The organism is Streptomyces sp. BB1-1-1, from assembly GCF_031597775.1.
GTDB classification, from domain to species: Bacteria; Actinomycetota; Actinomycetes; order Streptomycetales; family Streptomycetaceae; genus Streptomyces; species Streptomyces thinghirensis.
The window spans coordinates 138,332-156,726 of the sequence record NZ_CP134205.1; the positions used below are offsets into that span (position 1 = coordinate 138,332).

The following is an 18,395-nucleotide window of genomic DNA, read 5'->3' on the forward strand; positions in this document are numbered from 1 at the left end:
TCAGCGAAGGTGGAGCGCAACGAGGTCTTACTCAAGCATCTGGAAACGCTGGACTGGTCCATCAGCGGCTTCGCCCGCCGGATCGCCGCTCGATGCAAGGCCATCCACCTGCCCTACACGGTGGTCACGAGCACCGTCTCGCGATGGTGCAAAGGCGCAACCCCCAGCGCCGACCTCGCGGCCGCCGCGTGCCATGTGCTGTCCAATGCCCTGCACCGGGTGGTGACGCCGGAGAGCCTGGGCTGGCCGTCCGACACCGGCCTGGTCGCGGCGCAGTCGCTGGAGTACCTGGATGTCCCTCACGCCGTGCGGATGCTCTCGAAGCTGTGGGCCCTGGACGCCATGCGCCGGCGCAACGTCGTCAAGAGCGCATTCTCTCCGAGCGTCTTCGGTCCCGCCTCGAGGGAAGCACTCGTCATGCCGGCCGACGCCGTGATCGGTGGTCACGGGCAGCACAAGGTGACTGCGGCGGACATCGACCTTCTCGACGAGCAGACGCGACTGTTCGGCAAGCTCGATTCCCAGCACGGCGGGGGCAAGTTCCGCGGCGCGTTCGCGTCGATGATGGACACGCACGCCACGCCGATGTTGAACGGGAGCTTCTCCGCCAGGACTGGGCGCCGACTGTACGGCAGCGTGGTGGACGCTGTCCTCGCGATGGCCTCGATGGCCTACGACGACCAGCTTCCCGGTCTCGCCCAGCGTTACGACCTTCAGGCGATGCGGCTGGCCCAGGCGATCGGCGACCGCGCCCGCGTCACCCGGGTCCACATCCATCAGGCTCGGTTGGCGGCGACGCAGGGAGGCCAGTCGGATGTGCTCGCTCACGCGCGTAGCGCTGTGCTGGCGGCCCAGGGGGCCCCTCCCTTGGTCAGGGCCTACGCGTGCGTGACCGAAGCCCGGGCGTGGGCGCTGAACGGGCAGGCGGACCAGGTCGTGGCGGCAGTGAAGCGGGCCCGCGAGTTCTTCATCCGCGCGCAGAGCAGCGCCGGCCCGGCCTGGCTTGAGTGGTTCGATCTGCGTGAGCTGGAAGGACAGGCGGCGTGGGCGTTCGCCGTCGCCGGCTTGGCCGAGCAGGGCACTCAGTCCCTCAAGGAGGCGTCGGCCCTTCCGTCGGACCGGACACGCGACACAGTGGAACTCTTGATCACGGAGGCCGTGCTGGCGCGGCTGCGCGGTGACTCGGCCGAGCACATGACGGCGGCGAGGCAGGCCTCCCGGGCGTCGCAGCACCTCATGAGCCGGCGGCTGTCCGAGCGCCTGGACCGCCTGAACGCGGGCGAGCCGCTACTCGACTTCTGAGGTTTTCGGCCCCCGCCAGCACGCCCCGCGCCCGGGGCCGCGATGTACCGGGCGCGGCCTGGCGGCCGGTCAGCCCGCGGGGAAGAGATCCTGGTAGATCGCGTGGGACCTGAAGGCGCCGCCGTGGTGCGGGGAGATCAGGGAGCCGCGGTGCTGTTGCCCGCCGACGGTGCGCAGGACAACCTGGAGCTGATAGTCCGGATGAACACGGTCGTCGCTGAGGGCGGCCGTGAAGGTGAGCTCCAGGACGTCCCCAGGCTCGACCGACACGGGGCTGTCGAAGAGCGGCAGGTAGATGGTGGCCCAGTTCGTCTTCATGCGCAGTGCGTCGAGCGGCTCTTCGTCCGGCATGCACCAGAGGTTGAGCCAGGTGAGCACGCCGTCCACAAGGCCGGGCCGCGTGATGGCCAAGTGCGTGGTCGTACGCTGCTGCGTCTGCAGGTCACCGTTGAAGTCGAGCACCTCCACGGGAGCGCCCTCGGAGAGCAGCGCGTCGGCGGGCGGGTTCTCGACCCTGAGCCGTACGTCGAAGGGGCTGCCGTGCCAGCCGAAGATGCTTCGCAGGTACGGGAGTGCGGCCTCGGCGAACGCCACGGGCTGTTCGGGGAGCAGGTCGGACAGGCGGACCGCGGCGGCCTGGGTGACGGCGCGGTGGGGGATGACCAGGCCGCCGGGTTCCAGGAGGCGGGTGCGGGCGTCGGCCAGGACGGCCGCCGCGCCTTCGGCGCCGGCGAGCGAGCCGATGATCTCGGCGACGCAGACATCGGCGCGGGGGGCGAAGCGGAGTCTGGTCGACTCGCCGAGCAGTAGCGTGATCCGGTCCGAGGGCTCGAGGGCCGGCAGGTTGGCGGCCGCCTTGTAGAACGCGTCCTCGATGACCTCGATGGCCACCGCGTGCCGGGCTCCGGCCTGCACGCCTTCTCGTGCCCAGAGCAGGTCCTGGCCCGTCCCGATGTCCAGGATGCGCCGGCCCGGTGCCAGGTACGCCAGTGCCGCCCGGAACCGGTGGTTGCGCTCGTCGTCGGTGATCATGGTCGTGTAGAGGAACGGGTCGTAGATCGGGTACTCCCCCACGCTCGGCCACAGGGCGGGGCGGCCCTCTCGCTCGGGGCCGGGGTCGACGCGCACGCCCACGGTGTGCCCGGGGATCTCGATGTGCTGGATGTCGCGCATGGTCTGCCTTTCGCGGAGGTATCGGCGTCCGCCCAGCCCCACTGCCGACGTGTCGTGTGCTGGGTGAAGGGTTCAGATGCCGGTGGTGTGCCAGGTGATCCTGGTGGGGGTGTCGAACGGCCGCCGGTCGGCGGCGTCGGAGGCGTACCGGGTCCCGACGTAGAGCCAACCCAGGAGCTGTTCGCCGTCGTCGACGCCGAGGTACTTGTGAACCTGGGGTGCCTGGATGGCGGCGCCGGTGCGCCAGATCGACGCGAAGCCGTGGCTGTGCAGGAGCAGCGAGAGGGTGGTGACCATGCCGGTGGTGGCGGCCAGTTGCTCCCACTCGGGGACCTTCGGGTGGTTGGGCACGGGCCGGTGCACGATCGTCAGGATCAGGGGCGCGCGCTGGGGCTTCTCGGTGGCGCGGCGGGCCTGTTCCGGGGTGTCGGCGGCTTCGCCGAGCGCGTCGCCGAGGCGGGCCCGCTCGTCGCCGCTCACCGCGACCAGTCGCCAGGGGCGAAGCCGCCCGTGGTCGGGTGCGGTGGCTGCGGCCTGGACGAGGCGCTCCAGGTCGGCGGGGCCGGGGGCGGGTTCGGTCAGGCGGGGTGCGCTGCGCCGGGTGAGGACCGCGTCCAGGACCGGGTTCGGGGAGCGGGTCATCGGATCGCCTTCCGGGCCGGGACGCTCTCGGGATTGTCGTGGGGTGCCGGTGAGGTCATTCGCGGGTCGTCGCCGGCCACGCGCCGGAGGATCGGGGCGGTGGCCGCGGTGGTGATGACGGTCATGATCACCAGGAGGGTGAACAGGGTCTCGGTGATGACGCCGGTCTGCAGGCCGATGCCGAGGACGACGAGTTCGGTCAGGCCGCGGCAGTTCATGAGCGTGCCGACGGCGGCCGACCAGCGCCAGTCGGAGCCGGTGAGCCGGGCGGCGCCGGCCGCGCCGCCCCACTTGCCGATGATGGCGACGGCGAGGATGGCCGCGCCCCAGGCCCACTGTCCGGCGGGCAGGTGGGAGAAGTCGGTGTGCAGGCCGGCGTCGACGAAGAACAGCGGCAGCAGGAGTGGCAGGACGACGGCGCGGATGCGTGCGGCGCTGCGCTCGACGGCCGGCAGGCCGCGGGGGGCGGCGGCGCCGAACAGGAACGCGCCGAAGGCGGGGTGCACGCCGATCTGGTCGGTGGTGTAGGCGCTGAGGCACAGCCCGACGAAGAGGAGGGCCAGGACGAGTTCGTCGCCGGTGCGGCCGGCGCGCTCGAGCAGGGTGCGCAGCAGGGGGCGTATGAGGGCGAGGCCGGCGGCGTAGGCGGCGGTGAGGGCGAGGGTGGTCAGGGCCGACAGGGCGGTGCCGGTGGTGGCCAGGGCGACGGCGGCGGTGAGCAGGCACCAGGCGAGGGCGTCATCGGTGGCGGCGCAGGCCAGGGCGAAGGTTCCCAGGGGGGTGGTCTCCAGGCCGCGGTCGGCGAGGATCCGGGCGAGGACCGGGAAGGCGGTGATGCTCAGGGCGACGGCGACGAACAGGATGAACGGCAGCCGCTCGACGCCGTCCGGTGCGAAGTGCGGGTAGAGGGCGGCGGCCAGGGCAGCGCCGAGGGCCATGGGGAGCAGGAGGCCGGTGAGGCTGACCGCGGCGACGGCGCCGCGGGTGGTGCGCAGGCTACGCAGGTCGAGTTCCAGTCCGGTCAGGAACAGGAAGGCCAGGAGGCCGAGGGTGCCCAGGGCGGAGGTGACGGGCAGGACCGAGGTCGGCAGGAGGTGGTGCTGGACGGTGGGGGCGAGCCAGCCGAGCAGCGAGGGGCCGAGCAGGATTCCGGCAAAGATTTCGCCGATGACCGGCGGCTGGCCGAGCAGCCTGACGGCGCGCCCGCCGGCCTGGCAGGCGAGGACCACGACCGGGACGGCGAGGAGCACGGGCAGCAGCGGGTCGGACACGACAGCTCCAGGAATCGGGCGAAGGACCGCACCGCGCGCGGCACGGCGGCGGGGCGGGATCGGGGTGGATCAGGCGCGGGTCAGCGGCAGGGTGGTGCAGCGCAGCGAGCCGGGAATCCGGGTGACCTCGCTGTAGTCGACGGGGAGGACCTCGAGTCCGCGTGCGGTGAGCTCCCGCGCGATGCGGTCGCTGCCGGCGGTGACGATCACGGTGTCCGGAGCGATCGCCAGGACGTTGGCCTGGACGGCGCGGGCCTCTGTCTCGGTGACGTCGATGAGGTCGAAGTGCTGCTCGAACCAGCGCAGTTCGGCGGGCGGGAAGACGTCGCGGTGGATGAGGGCGGTGCCGGGCGCGACGATGGTGAAGTGGTCGTCCAGGTGGACGATGCCGCGGGTGGCGAAGCGGACCGGGCGGACTTCGCGATCGACGCCGTGGTGGGCCAGCGCCCGCTGCAGCGCCCCCGCTCCCGCGGGGGACGTCTCCTCCCCGAGGCCGACCAGGACGGTGCCGGTGTGCAGAGCGATGTCACCGCCCTCGATGGTGCCCTCGTCCAGGTTGGCGACGTGCGGGGCGCCGGTCAGCAGCGGGGCGAGCGCGTCGGCCTCGGGGAGGCGGTGCGTGGAGTTCAGACGCGCCATGACCAGGACGTGGTCGATGACGAAGGCGATGTCGCGAGGGTAGTGCTGGACCGGGCAGCCCGGCGCGGCGTCGAGGAGGGTCACCGTGGTGCCGCGGCCGCGGAGGAGGCCAATCAGGGCGTCCTGCTGAGTGCGGACGGTGGCCGGGTCGTACGGCTTCCAGGAGCTGGTGGTCATCTGGCGGGTCAGGACGGGGTGGACGTCGGGGCCGTCGAGGTCGGGGGTGACGTCGCTCGCGTAGCGCATGGCGACGTGGCGCAGCGCGCCGTACTCGCTGGTGGCGTGCGGGGTGAGCACGATGGGTCTCCTGGGCCGGGGGCGGGACGGTCGGACGGTGAGCCGGACGCGGCGCAGACGGTCCCAGGAGGGTGCGGGCCCGGGGCCGGCAGGTCAGGACTGCCGGCCCCGGAGGTCTCGCGGGTGTCAGCCGACGGGGCTCTTCTTCTGCGTGTCCGGGACCTGGGGCAGCCAGTGCACGGCGTTGTCGCGGAAGGACTGGTTGATCGGCACGAGGTCGTCGCCGCTGGTGTCGTCCAGGGCCGTGACGACGATGCCGATCTCCGGGACGCCGTTGTCGATGGCGGCGAGGCGGCTGAAGCAGTTCGGGCAGCAGCTGCGCTTGGCCTCGCCCTTGAACGTCTCGAACCAGATCTGCTCGCTCTCACCGGTCCAGGTGATGTTCTCGGGGGCGAAGCCGGCCCACCACATCATCGGGCCGCCGCCGAGCTTCTGGCAGTGCGGGCAGCTGCAGGTGTGCGGGTAGACGGCTTCGCCCTTGACGGTGAAGCGGATCTTTCCGCACAAGCATCCGCCGGATCGCTCCTGGGCGGCGGCGACGATGTCGGGGGTGGCGTTCATCAGTTCATCTCCGAGGCGCGGTGGGCGAGTTGAGCCCACCAGTGTGTCATCCCCTCGGTGATCGTCAGCCAGCCGTCGAGGGCCTGGGGCAGGTCGATGTGGAAGAGTTCACTCTCCTTGATGAACCTGGCCAGGCCCTCGATGTGGGCGGCCTCGACGCTCATGCCGCCGACCTGGGCGGCCTCGTGCTCGTCGTCGAGGTGGAGCTCGTAGTAGTAGTGCAGGGCCTTGAGCTCGCTGCCGCTGCGGCCGATGGTCAGCTCGCCGTAGCGGTTGGTGATGTCGCGCAGGATCTCGGTCTCGGCGATCGCGACGGCTTCGGTGGCGTAGTAGGCGCCGGCGATGTGGCTGGGCATGTGCGAGCCGACCATCCACTGGTGGAGGTTGACCAGCGTCTCGGTCTCGGGGGCGGGCACGTGACCGTTGACGAGCAGGCCGAGGTCGGAGAGGAGCGCGTTGGTGTAGAGGACGTAGTGCGCGGGCACCTTGCCGCGCTCGCCGCCCTCCTCCAGGTGGTTTCGGCGCAGCTCGTGCGCGAGCTCGGGGCAGTAGCCCTCCACGGCCGTGGCGGCCGTCTTGAGGTACTGGGCGTTGTAGCGGGCGAACACCGAGAGCTCCTCGATGTACATCCGGGCCTGGGCCTCGTTGAGGTCGGCGGCGCCGACCTTCTCGGCGATCCGCGCGTACGTCCAGTCGACCAGCGGGGCCAGGTGCGCGGTGACCAGGGCGGTGCCGGAGGTGAACTTGCCCAGCAAGGTGCCGTTGACGGCGCTCTGCGTCTCGGGATGGGCCTTCAGATAGGCCTGGACGAGGCTGTTGTCGGGTGTCATGCGTCGGCGTCCTTCGGGTCGGAGGGGCGGGGGGTCAGGAGCAGGCCGCCGGTGGCTCCCAGGGCGCGGACGGCCGTCAGGAGCTCGGCGTTGTCGGGCAGGACGAGGGTGTCGCCGCGATTGAGGGCGGTGACGGTGTCCTGGTCCAGGCCCGCGCCGTCGAGGGTGACGCCCACCTGGTGGCCGCGCAGCAGGACCTGGTGGGAGTCGCCGTCGTCGCTGAGCAGGGTGGTCACCTGGTAGGGGGCGATCACGCGGATGCCGGCGCCCGGCGTGACCTGCTCGGGGTCGAAGGCGTCCGCGGCCTCCTGGCGGGAGAGGTCGCCCTCGACGAGTTCCCAGCCGCCGTTGCTCAGCAGGGTGGTCCACCGCTGCTCGGCGTGCTGGCGGGCGGCGCTGCGGACTCGGTCGGCGGCGAGGAGCAGGAGTTCGCGGCCGACGCCGACCAGCCGGTCTGCGACGGCGCCGGGCCCGGCAGTCGTGTCCGCCATCGCGGAGGGCTCGTTGAGCGGGTCGTCGGGCCCGTCCCCGGCCAGGTCGGCGAGGACGTCCGGGATGATGCGGCTCTGCAGGAGCTGCGCGTACGGGTAGGTGTACAGCGGCATGGCCACCGAGACGGAGAAGGTGTCCTGGGTGCCGACGTGGAAGACCCGGCGGGGCAGGAAGAGGGCGTCGCCCGGCTCCAGCAGGAAGTGCTCGGCCTCCTCCAGCAGCGCACGGTAGTCACCGTAGGTGGGCTTCTTGCCGCCGGTGAGCTTCTCGTACTGCTCGGCGGGCCAGCAGTAGAAGTTCTTGGCGTTGGGGCCGAGGTGGACGAGGAAGGCGTCCTCGTAGCCCTCGTGGATCCCGAAGGCGGTGCCCGCGTAGTTCCCGGCGAAGGCGACCTGTTCGGCGCCGCCCAGCGGCAGGCCCCACCCGTCGATGAGGGTCTTGAGGAAGGTGCCGAGACCGGCGGCGAGGGCAGGGCTGACGGTCTCCAGATTGTTGACGACCAGGGAGAACCGTTCGGCGCCGGCCAGGTCCTGCATCCACGGCACGAAGGCGTCCACGCCCCCGTCCCAGGATCGGACGGTCAGCGCCTGGGGCAGGAGGTCGTCGCGGCGGTCCTCGCCGACGTAGACGCGGGCGTGCGCCTTGATGTCGGTGCCGGCGGCGTGGGCCCGGCGGATGGCCTCGAACCCGGTCAGGACGTCGTCCGGGCCAGCCGCGGTGGCGGGGATGATGCCCTTGAACAGGAAGGGCGTGGTCCGCCCGGTGGTGTGGTCGGGGAAGGTGCTGGTCCAGAAGGTCTGGTCGGGTGGCCAGGGGTAGGCGGTGTCCATCGAGGATCTCCTGACGTCGGGGCGGACTGCCGTGTTCGGGGGTGCCGGGGCGCGGTGGCGAGGGGGTGCCAGGTCAGCTGAGGTAGTCCTCGGGGCCGCCGCGGCGGACGGTGTCGAGGGTGAAGCAGTGGAAGCCGCCGCCGAACAGCCGGCGGTGGCGGTGGCGGACCGGGACGACGGTGAACCCGCGGCGCTCCAGGACCTCGATCAGCTCCGGGTAGAGGGAGTTGACGACGACGGTGTTCTCGTCGATGGACAGCAGGTTGATGTCCATGTACCGGCTGCCGATGGGGATGACGAAGCCGAGGTCGCTGTAGTCCGGGAAGTTGCTGTCGTCGGTGTCGGGGGCGTAGATCACGTCCCAGGACTGCATGGCCTTGGGCAGGTACTTCAGGTAGGCCGGGGAGCGCAGCAGCATCAGGCCGGGGCGCAGCGGGACCAGGACGCTGTCGATGTGGTTGTCGGCCATGGCGTCCAGGCGGTGGAACCGCAGGTCGCGGATGTTGTCCCTCAGCCAGCGCAGGGCGAGTTCGTGGTTGTGGTTGGCGACGTTGACCAGGACGTCGCGGCCCAGGCGCATGCACTGCGCGCCGTCGAAGACCATCTCCAGACCCAGGCCCTCGATCGCGCCGGCGCTCTCGCCATCGGTGGCGCGGCTGACGTCCAGGTTCTGGCGGGTGAAGTAGGCGGTGTCCAGGGAGTCGCGGGTCAGAGCCGGGCGCGGCATGTTCAACCAGTTCGCCCCGGCCTCGTAGTAGCGGTAGAAGGCGGGCTTGAGCAGGTCGTTCTCGAAGATGCGGGCGCGGACGTGGGGCGCGGTCTCCACGATCGTGTTGCCGAGGATGATGGTCTGGTCGCGGACGTTGAGCGGCGGGGTGGCCCGGGCGTCCCAGTGCGGGGAGCGGATGTCGATGTCCTTGCCGGGCGCCGCCGGCCGCAGGACCTTCACCCCGCATCCGGTCAGGGCCTCGGCCAGGCCGGCGATGTCCTCGTTGAGCTCGTCGACCAGCTGTCCGGGGATCGGCAGCAGCTCCTCCCCCGACGGGCTGGCGTGCCGACGGAGGACCGGGGCGACGTTGTCGTAGAAGAACAACCGCCACGAGGTGTCGGTGTGGTGGGCGTCGTAGTACTCGGCGCGGCCGAGGAGGACTTCGTCGAGCCGGGTGAATTCGTCGAAGCTGTTCAGGGCCGGCGGCGAGGTGGGCGCGGGCTGGGGCATGGTGGGCCGCCTCCTCGGCGGCGAGTGACGGCGCGCCCTCGCCTGCGGCGCGCGGGTGCGCGGCCGGGGTGGGCGGTGCCGTACGGGGTTTCGGAGGTCGGGCGAGGACGAGGTCAGGCGGCTGAGGCGTGCCGGGGCGGGGTGCGGGCGGCACCGGGAGCAACGGCGAGCCGGGCGATGATGTCCTCGATCACGCAAGGCTGGTCGGGTGTGGAGCGCCGCCGGAAGAAGTAGCCGGAGCACCACGGCACTTCGCCGAAGCGCGGCAGGTGCTCGGCGGTGAGGGCCCGGGCCTCGGGCAGGCGCCGCCAGGGGATCTGTGGGCACCAGTGGTGGATGGGGTGGAACATGTCGTCAAGGTGGCCGCCGAGCAGGTGCCGGGTCAGCCGGTGGGAGGTCCAGCCGCGGGTCTGCAGGAGGACGTCGCCGTTCTCGATCAGCCCGGCGTGGTTGCCGAGGTCGGTGATCCAGGTGACGACGGGCCGCACCAAGACAAGGGGGAGCAGCCAGTAGAGCAGGAGGTAGGGCACGCCGCCCACGGGCCACAGCGCGGCAAGGACGCCGGCCCACAGCACGGCCCGGGTAGCGAGGGCCCGCCAAGTCTCCCCCGGCGCGCGGGTGAGCAGGGTCAGCACCGCGGTCTTCGGCAACCGCCACAGGGCGTTGCGCACGATGACTCGCAGGACGAAGGCGCGGCGGCTGGGCACCTGGCCCGCGGCGCGGATGTTGCCGGCGCGGTAGGACTGGAACATGGGGTCGTCGTCCGAGCCGAGCTTGGCGTGGTGGACGTAGTGGCTGCTGCGGTAGGGCTCGAAGCCTTCGCCGAGCAGGCCAGTCAGGAGGTAGCCGACGATCCGGTTGGCGCGGCGGGTGGCCATGAGTTTGGAGTGCACGCACTCGTGGCCGAGGTTGGACAGGTGGCGCTGGCGCACCCCGATGTAGCAGACGGCGAGCAGAGGACCGACGACGTGACCGATGAGGTGGCCGACTATCGCTGCGGCGGCGATCGCCATGAGGTCCCAGGCGACGTCCCACAGTCCGATGGTCGGGCGTCCGCAGAGCTTTTCCAGGTCGGTGATGAGCTGCTGGCCGAGGGCCTTGCGCACAGGGCCGGAGGCTCCGGTGCCGTTGCGGGTCCTGCCAGCGGCGGGGCTGCCCATCAGGTTCTCCAGTCGACGTGGTGCGGATGAAAGGAGGCCGGACTCCGGCACGCCCCCCGAGGGGCAGGCAGCACGGGCGACCTGCCGTTAGGCAGGCGCGCCGGAGCACGACGAAGGGGTGGATCAGCCGCGGGTCAGGCGGCGACGAGGGCGCTGTCGGGGCGCATGCCGGCCTTCAGGCCGGCGGCGTCCGGGCGCATCCCGAGCTTCAGGTCCGCGGCGTCCGGCCGCATGCCGGCCTTCAGGTCCGCGGCGTCCGGCCGCATGCCGGCCTTCAGGTCCGCGGCGTCCGGCCGCATGCCGGCCTTCAGGTCCGCGGCGTCCGGCCGCATGCCGGCCTTCAGGTCCGCGGCGTCCGGCCGCATCCCGAGCTTCAGGTCCGCGGCGTCCGGCCGCATGCCGGCCTTCAGCACGGGGGCGTCCGGCCGCATCCCGAGCTTCAGGTCCGCGGCGTCGGGGCGCATGCCGGCCTTCAGGCCGGTGTCCGGGGTCATACCAGCGGTAGTGGTCATCGAGTTCTCCCTGCTCGGTCGCGGGTGATCCGCGATTCCGGGTGATCGGGCTGTGGAACTGCCGGGCCGCGGGTCCGGTGAGGTGCTGAACCGTCGGCTCGGCACGCCGTGGCATGGGCGCACGCCGGTGGAGAGGGCCGCGCCGTAGCACGTCTTCTCCATCTGTGGAGGAGCGTTGCGTGGCGGTCAGCCGGGCGCTTGGCCAGTCACGCTAGAACTCGGCTGGGGAGGGCCGCAACGGCTCTGGCCGTTGCGTCGGTTGCACGGGACCGTTGCGCATGCGTTGCGCCCACAACTCTGTTGACCTGCAACAACGCCGAACTTTCTTCCTGAGCGAGCCCCATTTTGGGCTCGTTGGACGCGGCGGAGCGGGTGGGAGGGCTTCTGCTGCGTATGCGGGCGCGGCTACTTTGTGGCCTCGCCGAGAAGCCACGCGACAGATCACCGTGGGGCCCGGCTTCCCGCGAACTCCGCCCGGAAACACCGTCCTTGGGAGTGCCCGTGCTCAACCCCGTCGTTATGAAGTCCGACCTGCTGTTCAGCCTGCGGGACACCCTCCGCGCGGAGACCTTCGTCGAGGTGACCACCCCGACCATGCGCAGAGCCGACCTCGGCCCGGGACGCCGTCTGCCGGTGGACCACGGCAGCGGGCGTTTCCTGCGGGCGATGATCGGCCCGGCCCTGCGCGTGAACCTGGAGCACCACCGGCGAATCTTCGAGATCGGTGCGTGCTTCCGGCCGGAGAAGCCCGACGAGCTGCACGCGCCCGAGTTCCAGATGCTCGACCTCTACGCCGCCGGCGAGGACTTCAGCTTCCTCCTGACGCTCGCCGAGGCGCTGATCGGCCCGCACCTCCCGTACACCCTGCAGCGCGTTTCCGTCGCCGGCCACGTCCACGATCAGTTCGGCATCGACCTGCGCCGCGAGCCCCTCGGGGACCTTCCCGCTCAAATGGCCGCCCACCTGGGCATGAGCGCGGACGTGCCGTTCAAGACAGTGCTTGGGCAGTACGTGGAACGCGAGGTGGAGGTCCAGAGCACCGGCGCCGCGCTGTTCCTGACCGAGTACCCGGTCGGCGGGGACGAGCCGTGCGCCCGCCTGGCACCCGGCACGACGGCCGTCCTCAACCGCTTCGAGGTCCTGGTCGACTGCATCGAGGTCGTCCACGGCTACGAGGACGAGCCCGACGGGGCCGCGTTCATCGACCGGGCCCGCGCGGTGGACCTGTACGACGACGAGCAGGCCCTGGCCAGGGAGGCGATTGACTCGGGACGTGTGCCGGCCAGCAGCGTCGGACTCGGCATCGGCATCGAGCGGCTGTGCATGGCCGCCTCCGGCGTCAAGGACATCCGCGTCTTCCAGCCCTCGCTCCAGTTCTGACCACCCAGGTCACCGTCCGGAAGGAGTAGCGATGGACCTGTCGCTGCGCCCGCTCGACGAGAGCGGCTTCGGCGCCATCGTCGATGCCAACCTCGCGATCCACGCCGAGAGCCTCGCGCCCCAGCTGGCGACGGCCCTGCACCAGCACCGGCTGCTGATCGTGCCCCGCCAGCACCTGAACCACGCCGACATGCTGACCGTCGCCTCCTGTTTCGGGACGGTGGACACCAGCGTCGATCGCCGGTACGCCGTCGGCGGCTTCCCGGGCCTGACCGTCATCAGCAACATCGTCGAGGACGGCAAGCACATCGGCATCTACGACGGGGACAACGAGGAGGAGTGGCACGCCGACAACAGCTTCAAGCCCCAGCTCACCTCGGCGACGATGCTTTACTCGGTCATCACCCCCGCACGCGGCGGTGAGACCCGCTTCGCCGACGCGACCCGTGCCTACGCCGGCCTCCCCCCGGCGGTGCGACAGCGGATCGAGAAGATGCGCGCGGTGCACTCCATCGAGCAGCTCGGCGCGCTCCAGAGCCAGGCCAGCGGCGGACAGTCATCGGCAGCGGCCGGGAGCCTCGCCGGCCACCCGGAGGTCGAGCACCCTCTCGTCCTGACCCATCCGGTCACCGGAGCCCGCTCACTGCTGCTCGGCTCCATGGTGATCCGCTGCGTCACCGGACTCTCCGATCAGGACAGTTACGCCCTGATCGACGAACTGCTGGAGCACACGACCAGCGCGCCGTACCTCTACAGCCACCACTGGAGTCAGGGCGACCTCGTCGTGTGGGACAACCTCGCCACCCTCCACACCGCCTCCCCATGCGACAGCTCCCGCCACCCCCGCCTGCTGTATCGCGCTGCCGTTCGACAGCATGCGGATCCCCGTGGCTCCGAGGGATGACCGGCGGCGAGAACACGCTGTCTGCGCTCGTCGCCAGCCCTAGTGTTTGCCCATGACCGCGAAGGCCGTGAAGGTGCCCCTGAAGGAAACCGCCCTCAACCGCGAGCGCATCACCCAGATCGGACACCAAGTCCACAGCGTGTGCCCAGACTTCGACGCGGGCACGTTCGTACAGGACGTGATGTCCGACCTGCCCGGCCTGGAGCTGAAGGACCGGATCACTCGGACCAGCCAGGCACTGCACACCCACCTTCCGGTCACAGGCACCGAAGCCCTCGACGTCCTGCTGCGCTCGCTGCCGCCGACGCCCGAGGCCGCCGGCATCACGAACGACTTCGGATGGCACACCTACTCCCCGCACTCCGACTTCGTCGCCCGCTACCTGCGCACCGGCGAGTACCTGGCCCAAGCCCTCGACGCCCTCGCGCACTTCACCCGGTACTTCTCGGCAGAGGTCGCCGTGCGGGACTTCCTCAACACCTTCCCCGACGAGACGATGAAGGCCGTCGATGCCTGGTCCCGCGACGAGGACCACCGGACCCGCCGGCTCGCGAGCGAAGCCACCCGCCCTCTTCTGCCCTGCGCACCCCGCATCTCCCTGCCCGCCGATGCGGCGCTCCCCGTGCTCGACCGGCTCTACGCCGATTCCAGCGCCTACGTCCGCACCTCCGTCGCCAACCACCTCCACGACCTCGCCGGCACGCAACCCGAACTCGTCCTGGCCACCCTCAGGCGGTGGAAGGAGACCGCCGGCGCCTCCGACCAGCACTTCGCCTTCATCGCCCGGACGGCCCTGCGGAGCAGGCTCAAGAAGGGCTCGCCGGACGCCTACGCCTTCCTCGGCTACCCGCATGACGCACCGCTGGAGCTGACACCTCTCGTCCTGGAACGCACCGAGCTGGCCGACGGCGACGTGCTCAGCTTCTCCGCTGCCCTCACCGCCACCGTGGCCGTCCCGGTGGATGTCATGTTCGTGATCTCCTCCACCACGCCCACCGGCAAGCCGCGCGAGAAGGTCTACTTCCTCAGCCGCACCACCGTCCAACCCGGCCGGCCGCTCCTTCTGTCCAAGCCGCACAAGCTGCGGTCGACGGCCACCACGAAGGTCACTCCTGGCCCGTACACCGTCGCGATCCAAGTCAACGGCCGCCGCTTTCCCCCTGTGTCGTTCACGGTCATCTCAGCATGATCCGCGACCGGCCCCCCACCTGATCTGACCGCTCTCCGCCCAGGCCGTGCCTCTCCTCGCCACGGCCCGGTCAGCCATGCCCCGCACCGCGGCCCCGGTCGGCACGGCAATCCCCCGAAGGGGTGACCCGGCCGCGTCGAACAGATTTCACGGCCTGCCGCCGCACCCTGCCCGCCCCAACACCCCGATCAGAACATGTGTTCACGAAATGAGCCGTGACGGAGCCCGATCCGACGCGTTCTTAGAGCACCAGTGCCACTTACCCGCCCAGATGGAGAACATCGTGAATCCCGCCCCCGCCCCCGTGCATCAGCCCTCCGGATTCGAACGACGGCCTGCCCCCGCGACGGTGCGTCGTGTTGACGACACCCGCTCCTCAGCACGTCTGGATACGAGGTGGGCGGCATGAGTGAGTCGACAGATGAAACCGCCGAGACCGTCCCGGGGCCGCGCCCCACCCCCCTTCCGCCCGCCCCGCCGACCAAGGCGCCGGAAACGGCGCCTGCCGCCGGCGCGGAACAGAATTCCCCCGTCCCGGAGATGCGGTACGTGGACCTGACCGGCAGCCGGGAAGCGGCCGGCCGCTCCATCCGGATGCGCGACATGGCCCGGCGCCTGCCCCAGCTGGTCCGGCGCTCCCTGGCACTCGCCTGGCGCGTCGACCGACGGGCCACCACCGGTCTCCTGCTGTGCCAGACGGTCGCCGGCGTCATGCAGGCTCTGGGCCTCATCGCGATCAGCGGCACCCTTACCGCACTGCTGACCAGCGGCGACGTCTACCACCGGCTCCTGCAGGCATGGCCGTCCGTAGCCCTGCTGGCCACCGCCACCGGCGTGCGGGCACTGCTGGGGATCACCGTCAGCTGGCTCTCCTCCCGGCTGAGCCCCCTCATGTCGCGCGAAGCCGAGCAGATGCTGATCACCGGCTGCGCCGGGGTGGAGCTTTCCGCCTACGACGACCCCGACTTCAACCGCGACCGTGAGGCCGCCGATCGCGGCGCCCAGGTCACCGGCGACCTCATCGACGAGGGCCAGGACCTGATCGCCTCGGCCGCGTCCTTCCTCGCCGGAGCCGTCGTCCTGGCCGGGGTGAGCTGGGTGCTCCTCCCTCTCCTGGTCGCCGCAAGCCTTCCGCAGGCTCTCGCCCAGGTCAGCGCCGCCCGAGTCCGCTACCTGGCGAACCTGCGCAGCAACGGCGACAACCGCATGCTGTCGGTGCTGCGGTGGCACATCTTCACCCGCGAGGCCGCCGACCAGATCCGCGCCGGAACCATGGCCGGTTTCCTCTCCGGCCGCTACCGGCAGACGGTCGCCCGGATCAACCGTGAGGACCGGACAGCGGCCGACAAGGGCGCCCGCATGTCGCTGGTCGGCGCCCTGTGCGGCGGCCTCGGATCGGCTGTCGTGTGGGCGGCGGTGGTGTGGCTGCTGGCCACCGGCCGCATCAGCGTCGGCCACGCCGGCACGGCCGTGTTCGCTCTGCAGACGGTGGGCCAGTCGGTGCGCGGGCTGGTCGCCGTGGGGGCCCGCGCGGTGCGTACCGGCCTCTACATGGACGACTGGACACGGTTCCTCGACCTGGCCGGCGGCTACACCATGCGCCGCGGCGAGCACCGGCCGGCACCGCCGGACGAGATCGAGATCAAGCAGGTCTCGCACCGCTACGCCGGGAAGGACCACAACGCGCTGTCCGACGTCTCGCTCACACTGCGCCGGGGCGAGGTCACCGCACTGGTCGGCTTCAACGGCTCGGGGAAATCGACGCTGTCGAAGCTGGTCAGCGGCCTGTACCTGCCGAGCGGCGGACAGGTGCTGTGGGACGGCGTCGCCACCGATGATGCCGACCCGCAGGCGCTGTGGCAGCAGGTGGCCCTGGTGCCACAGGACTACGCGCACTGGCCGCTGACGGTCCGCGAGAACGTGACCCAGGGGCAGCCCACCGCCCGCGGTGACGCGGCGGTCCGCGAGGCATGCGAGGCCGCCGACGCGGATGAGGTCGTCGACAAGCTCGGCGCCGGCCTGGACACGCTCCTGGCCCGCGAGTGGCTGAACGGGGAGGAGCTGAGCGGCGGCCAGTGGCAGCGCATCGCACTCGCGCGGGCCTTCTTCCGCGAGGCCGGGCTCCTGGTCCTCGACGAGCCGACCGCGAACCTCGACCCCCGCGCCGAGTACCGGATCTTCCAGCGGCTGCGGGACCTGGCCCGGGACCGGATGGTTCTCCTGGTCACGCATCGCATCACCAACGTCGCCATCGCCGACCGGATCGTGGTCCTCGACGAGGGCAGGGTCGTGCAGGAGGGCACCTACAAGGACCTCGCCGCGCAAGAAGGCGGCCTGTTCCAGCAGTTGCTGTCCTACCAGGTGACCTCGGAGCCGGACGGCGAGAGGCACGGGACCCGCGCGTGAAGGATCCCGGCACCACTTCCCTCGCTTCGCCCGGGCTCACGGCCTCGGCTGCCCCGCCCGCCCTCGACCCATCCACCAGTCCTTCCGTGCTTCTTCGAGGTGTTGACGTGCCGATCACCCGCTCCCACATCCGCGCGACCCTCGACAGCTACCTGACCCGGCACCCGCACGAGCGAGAGTCTCTGGCCGGGCTGTTCGCCGTCCTGGAGGGGCCGGACGACCCGTCCAGTCGGACAACGCTTCCCGGGCACGTCACGTGCAGCGCGGTCGTCATCGACCGAGACCGGCGCGTACTGCACATCGTCCACAAGGCCACGGGGCTCCTACTCACCCCGGGCGGTCATGCCGAGGCGGACCGGAGCCTGCTGGCCGCGGCTCTGCGGGAGGTGTCCGAGGAGACGGGCATCCAGCCCGGTGACCTGTGTCTGACCCCGCAGTTCCTGGGGGCGCCGATCGATGTCGACGTGCACGGGATCGACGCCAATCCCGCCAAGGGCGAGCCGAGCCATCAGCACTTCGATTTCCGCTTCGCCTTCTACGTCAGCCCCGAGCAGCTGCCGCCGCTCAGGCTCCAGGACGAAGAGGTCTCGGGTGCCCGGTGGCTCGGGTTCGCCGACGTCAGGTCCCCGACGCTGCGGGCCAAGCTGCTGGACGCCCAGGCCGAGGGGCTCGACGGGCAACCGGAGCCCGTCAATGCGTCGGCTTTGGTCCATGACGGCTTCGGACGCTACCTGCTTCATCTCAGGGATCTGCGGGAGGACATCTGGGCGCCCGGGGTCTTCGACCTTCTGGGTGGCGGGCGGGAGATGGGTGACCGGTGCCTGGAGGCGACCTTGCGGCGGGAGCTCGCCGAGGAGGCCCCCGGCCTTGAACCTGTGGACCTGGCGCCTTACGCAGTCGAGGAGGCGACGAGCGTCGACGGCCTCGCGGTGCCGATCAAGGTCTACACGGCGCGCTGGAACGGGCACCCCGACACGGCGGACCTGCAAGAGGGCGTTCTGTTGCAGTGGTTCACCCCCGACATGCTGGACCGGCTGCGGCTGAGTCCCGGCCTCGGCAACCTGATCCGCCGCCATGCGGCCGAGCATCCCCCGGCCGGCAGCCCGCCGGACCGCATCCGCCCTCTGCACGAAGAGGCACCCGAGGGGACCGAGCTCCACATCGTCGGTGTCCACCTTCACCTCCAGGACGAACGGGGCCGGATCCTCCTCGGACTGCGCCATCCCGACTCGGTCTTCGCGCCGGACGAATATCACTTTCTGGCAGGTCACTGCGAGAGGGAGGCCGCCGTCAGCTGCCTGGTGCGCGAAGCCCGGGAGGAGGCCGGGCTGATCATCGATCCCGGCGACGTCGAGCTCGTGCACGTGATCCACCACGTCGACTCGCCGACGGCGCGGGCACGGATCGCGCTCGTCTTCCAGGCCCACACCTGGTCCGGCACCCCGCAACTCCTGGAGCCCGACCGGTGCGTGGCCTGGCGGTGGTTCAGCCCGCAGGATCTTCCGGCGAAGGTCGTGCCGTACACCCGCCTGGCGATCGAAGGCATCGTCGCGGGCCGCCCGTACACCCAGACGGGCTGGTGAAACCT

Annotated in this window: 16 protein-coding genes; 6 read left to right on the forward strand and 10 right to left on the reverse strand. The window is 71.0% G+C overall.

The features are described from left to right. The first annotated feature begins 9 nt into the window (after nucleotides 1-9). Entirely contained in the window at nucleotides 10-1,302 is a 1,293-nt protein-coding gene (locus RI578_RS41275; protein WP_310876140.1) for a transcriptional regulator, read from the forward strand. Between the two features lie 69 nt (nucleotides 1,303-1,371). Here RI578_RS41275 and RI578_RS41280 read toward each other — a convergent pair whose 3' ends face one another. From RI578_RS41280 to RI578_RS41325, 10 genes are all read right to left on the reverse strand, one after another. After that, nucleotides 1,372-2,475, reverse strand: a complete 1,104-nt coding sequence (locus tag RI578_RS41280) for a class I SAM-dependent methyltransferase (protein ID WP_310876141.1) — start codon at nucleotides 2,473-2,475, stop codon at nucleotides 1,372-1,374. Between the two features lie 72 nt (nucleotides 2,476-2,547). Then, nucleotides 2,548-3,117, reverse strand: coding sequence for a nitroreductase (locus RI578_RS41285; protein WP_310876142.1), 570 nt, complete (start codon nucleotides 3,115-3,117; stop codon nucleotides 2,548-2,550). Further along, nucleotides 3,114-4,388, reverse strand: coding sequence for a cation:proton antiporter (locus tag RI578_RS41290; RefSeq protein WP_310876143.1), 1,275 nt, complete (start codon nucleotides 4,386-4,388; stop codon nucleotides 3,114-3,116). The genes RI578_RS41285 and RI578_RS41290 overlap by 4 nt, the downstream gene beginning before the upstream one ends. Before the next feature lie 69 nt (nucleotides 4,389-4,457). Further along, nucleotides 4,458-5,324, reverse strand: coding sequence for an arginine deiminase family protein (locus RI578_RS41295; RefSeq protein ID WP_310876144.1), 867 nt, complete (start codon nucleotides 5,322-5,324; stop codon nucleotides 4,458-4,460). A gap of 126 nt (nucleotides 5,325-5,450) precedes the next feature. Next, nucleotides 5,451-5,885 carry a GFA family protein gene (locus RI578_RS41300; protein ID WP_310876145.1) on the reverse strand — a complete coding sequence of 145 codons (435 nt, stop codon included), beginning with the start codon at nucleotides 5,883-5,885 and terminating at the stop codon, nucleotides 5,451-5,453. Further along, complete coding sequence (locus RI578_RS41305) at nucleotides 5,885-6,715, reverse strand: DUF3865 domain-containing protein (RefSeq protein WP_310876146.1); 831 nt, start codon at nucleotides 6,713-6,715, stop codon at nucleotides 5,885-5,887. The genes RI578_RS41300 and RI578_RS41305 overlap by 1 nt, the downstream gene beginning before the upstream one ends. After that, the gene (locus RI578_RS41310) at nucleotides 6,712-8,037 is read right to left on the reverse strand and encodes a JmjC domain-containing protein (protein ID WP_310876147.1); all 1,326 of its coding nucleotides are present in this window, start codon (nucleotides 8,035-8,037) and stop codon (nucleotides 6,712-6,714) included. Before RI578_RS41310 ends, RI578_RS41305 begins: the two co-directional genes overlap by 4 nt. A gap of 73 nt (nucleotides 8,038-8,110) precedes the next feature. After that, entirely contained in the window at nucleotides 8,111-9,256 is a 1,146-nt protein-coding gene (locus RI578_RS41315) for an inosamine-phosphate amidinotransferase 1 (RefSeq protein ID WP_310876148.1), read from the reverse strand. A gap of 113 nt (nucleotides 9,257-9,369) precedes the next feature. Continuing rightward, nucleotides 9,370-10,416 carry a fatty acid desaturase gene (locus RI578_RS41320; RefSeq protein WP_310876149.1) on the reverse strand — a complete coding sequence of 349 codons (1,047 nt, stop codon included), beginning with the start codon at nucleotides 10,414-10,416 and terminating at the stop codon, nucleotides 9,370-9,372. A 134-nt stretch (nucleotides 10,417-10,550) separates the two neighbouring features. Beyond that, entirely contained in the window at nucleotides 10,551-10,928 is a 378-nt protein-coding gene (locus tag RI578_RS41325; RefSeq protein WP_310876150.1) for a hypothetical protein, read from the reverse strand. A 501-nt stretch (nucleotides 10,929-11,429) separates the two neighbouring features. Here RI578_RS41325 and RI578_RS41330 point away from each other — a divergent pair. The 5 genes from RI578_RS41330 to RI578_RS41350 all read left to right on the forward strand — a co-directional run bounded on the left by RI578_RS41330 (nucleotide 11,430) and on the right by RI578_RS41350 (nucleotide 18,390). After that, nucleotides 11,430-12,308: an amino acid--tRNA ligase-related protein gene (locus RI578_RS41330; protein WP_310876151.1), complete on the forward strand. Its 879-nt coding sequence runs from the start codon at nucleotides 11,430-11,432 to the stop codon at nucleotides 12,306-12,308. A gap of 31 nt (nucleotides 12,309-12,339) precedes the next feature. Next, entirely contained in the window at nucleotides 12,340-13,212 is an 873-nt protein-coding gene (locus RI578_RS41335; RefSeq protein WP_310876152.1) for a TauD/TfdA family dioxygenase, read from the forward strand. A 52-nt stretch (nucleotides 13,213-13,264) separates the two neighbouring features. Then, a complete protein-coding gene (locus tag RI578_RS41340; RefSeq protein WP_310876153.1) occupies nucleotides 13,265-14,401 on the forward strand; it encodes a hypothetical protein in 1,137 nt (378 codons plus the stop codon). 540 nt (nucleotides 14,402-14,941) lie between these two features. Further along, nucleotides 14,942-16,807, forward strand: a complete 1,866-nt coding sequence (locus tag RI578_RS41345) for an ABC transporter ATP-binding protein (protein WP_310876253.1) — start codon at nucleotides 14,942-14,944, stop codon at nucleotides 16,805-16,807. A 107-nt stretch (nucleotides 16,808-16,914) separates the two neighbouring features. Next, the gene (locus RI578_RS41350) at nucleotides 16,915-18,390 is read left to right on the forward strand and encodes an NUDIX domain-containing protein (RefSeq protein ID WP_310876154.1); all 1,476 of its coding nucleotides are present in this window, start codon (nucleotides 16,915-16,917) and stop codon (nucleotides 18,388-18,390) included. Nucleotides 18,391-18,395 lie beyond the last annotated feature (5 nt).

Excerpts from the sequence above, each read along its gene's own strand:
- RI578_RS41280 (WP_310876141.1), bottom strand. The coding sequence starts at position 2,475 with ATGCGCGACATCCAGCACATCGAGATCCCCGGGCACACCGTGGGCGTG.
- RI578_RS41285 (WP_310876142.1), bottom strand. The coding sequence starts at position 3,117 with ATGACCCGCTCCCCGAACCCGGTCCTGGACGCGGTCCTCACCCGGCGC.
- RI578_RS41300 (WP_310876145.1), bottom strand. The coding sequence starts at position 5,885 with ATGAACGCCACCCCCGACATCGTCGCCGCCGCCCAGGAGCGATCCGGC.
- RI578_RS41305 (WP_310876146.1), bottom strand. The coding sequence starts at position 6,715 with ATGACACCCGACAACAGCCTCGTCCAGGCCTATCTGAAGGCCCATCCC.
- RI578_RS41310 (WP_310876147.1), bottom strand. The coding sequence starts at position 8,037 with ATGGACACCGCCTACCCCTGGCCACCCGACCAGACCTTCTGGACCAGC.
- RI578_RS41315 (WP_310876148.1), bottom strand. The coding sequence starts at position 9,256 with ATGCCCCAGCCCGCGCCCACCTCGCCGCCGGCCCTGAACAGCTTCGAC.
- RI578_RS41320 (WP_310876149.1), bottom strand. The coding sequence starts at position 10,416 with ATGGGCAGCCCCGCCGCTGGCAGGACCCGCAACGGCACCGGAGCCTCC.
- RI578_RS41325 (WP_310876150.1), bottom strand. The coding sequence starts at position 10,928 with ATGACCACTACCGCTGGTATGACCCCGGACACCGGCCTGAAGGCCGGC.
- RI578_RS41335 (WP_310876152.1), top strand. The coding sequence starts at position 12,340 with ATGGACCTGTCGCTGCGCCCGCTCGACGAGAGCGGCTTCGGCGCCATC.
- RI578_RS41340 (WP_310876153.1), top strand. The coding sequence starts at position 13,265 with ATGACCGCGAAGGCCGTGAAGGTGCCCCTGAAGGAAACCGCCCTCAAC.
- RI578_RS41345 (WP_310876253.1), top strand. The coding sequence starts at position 14,942 with ATGCGGTACGTGGACCTGACCGGCAGCCGGGAAGCGGCCGGCCGCTCC.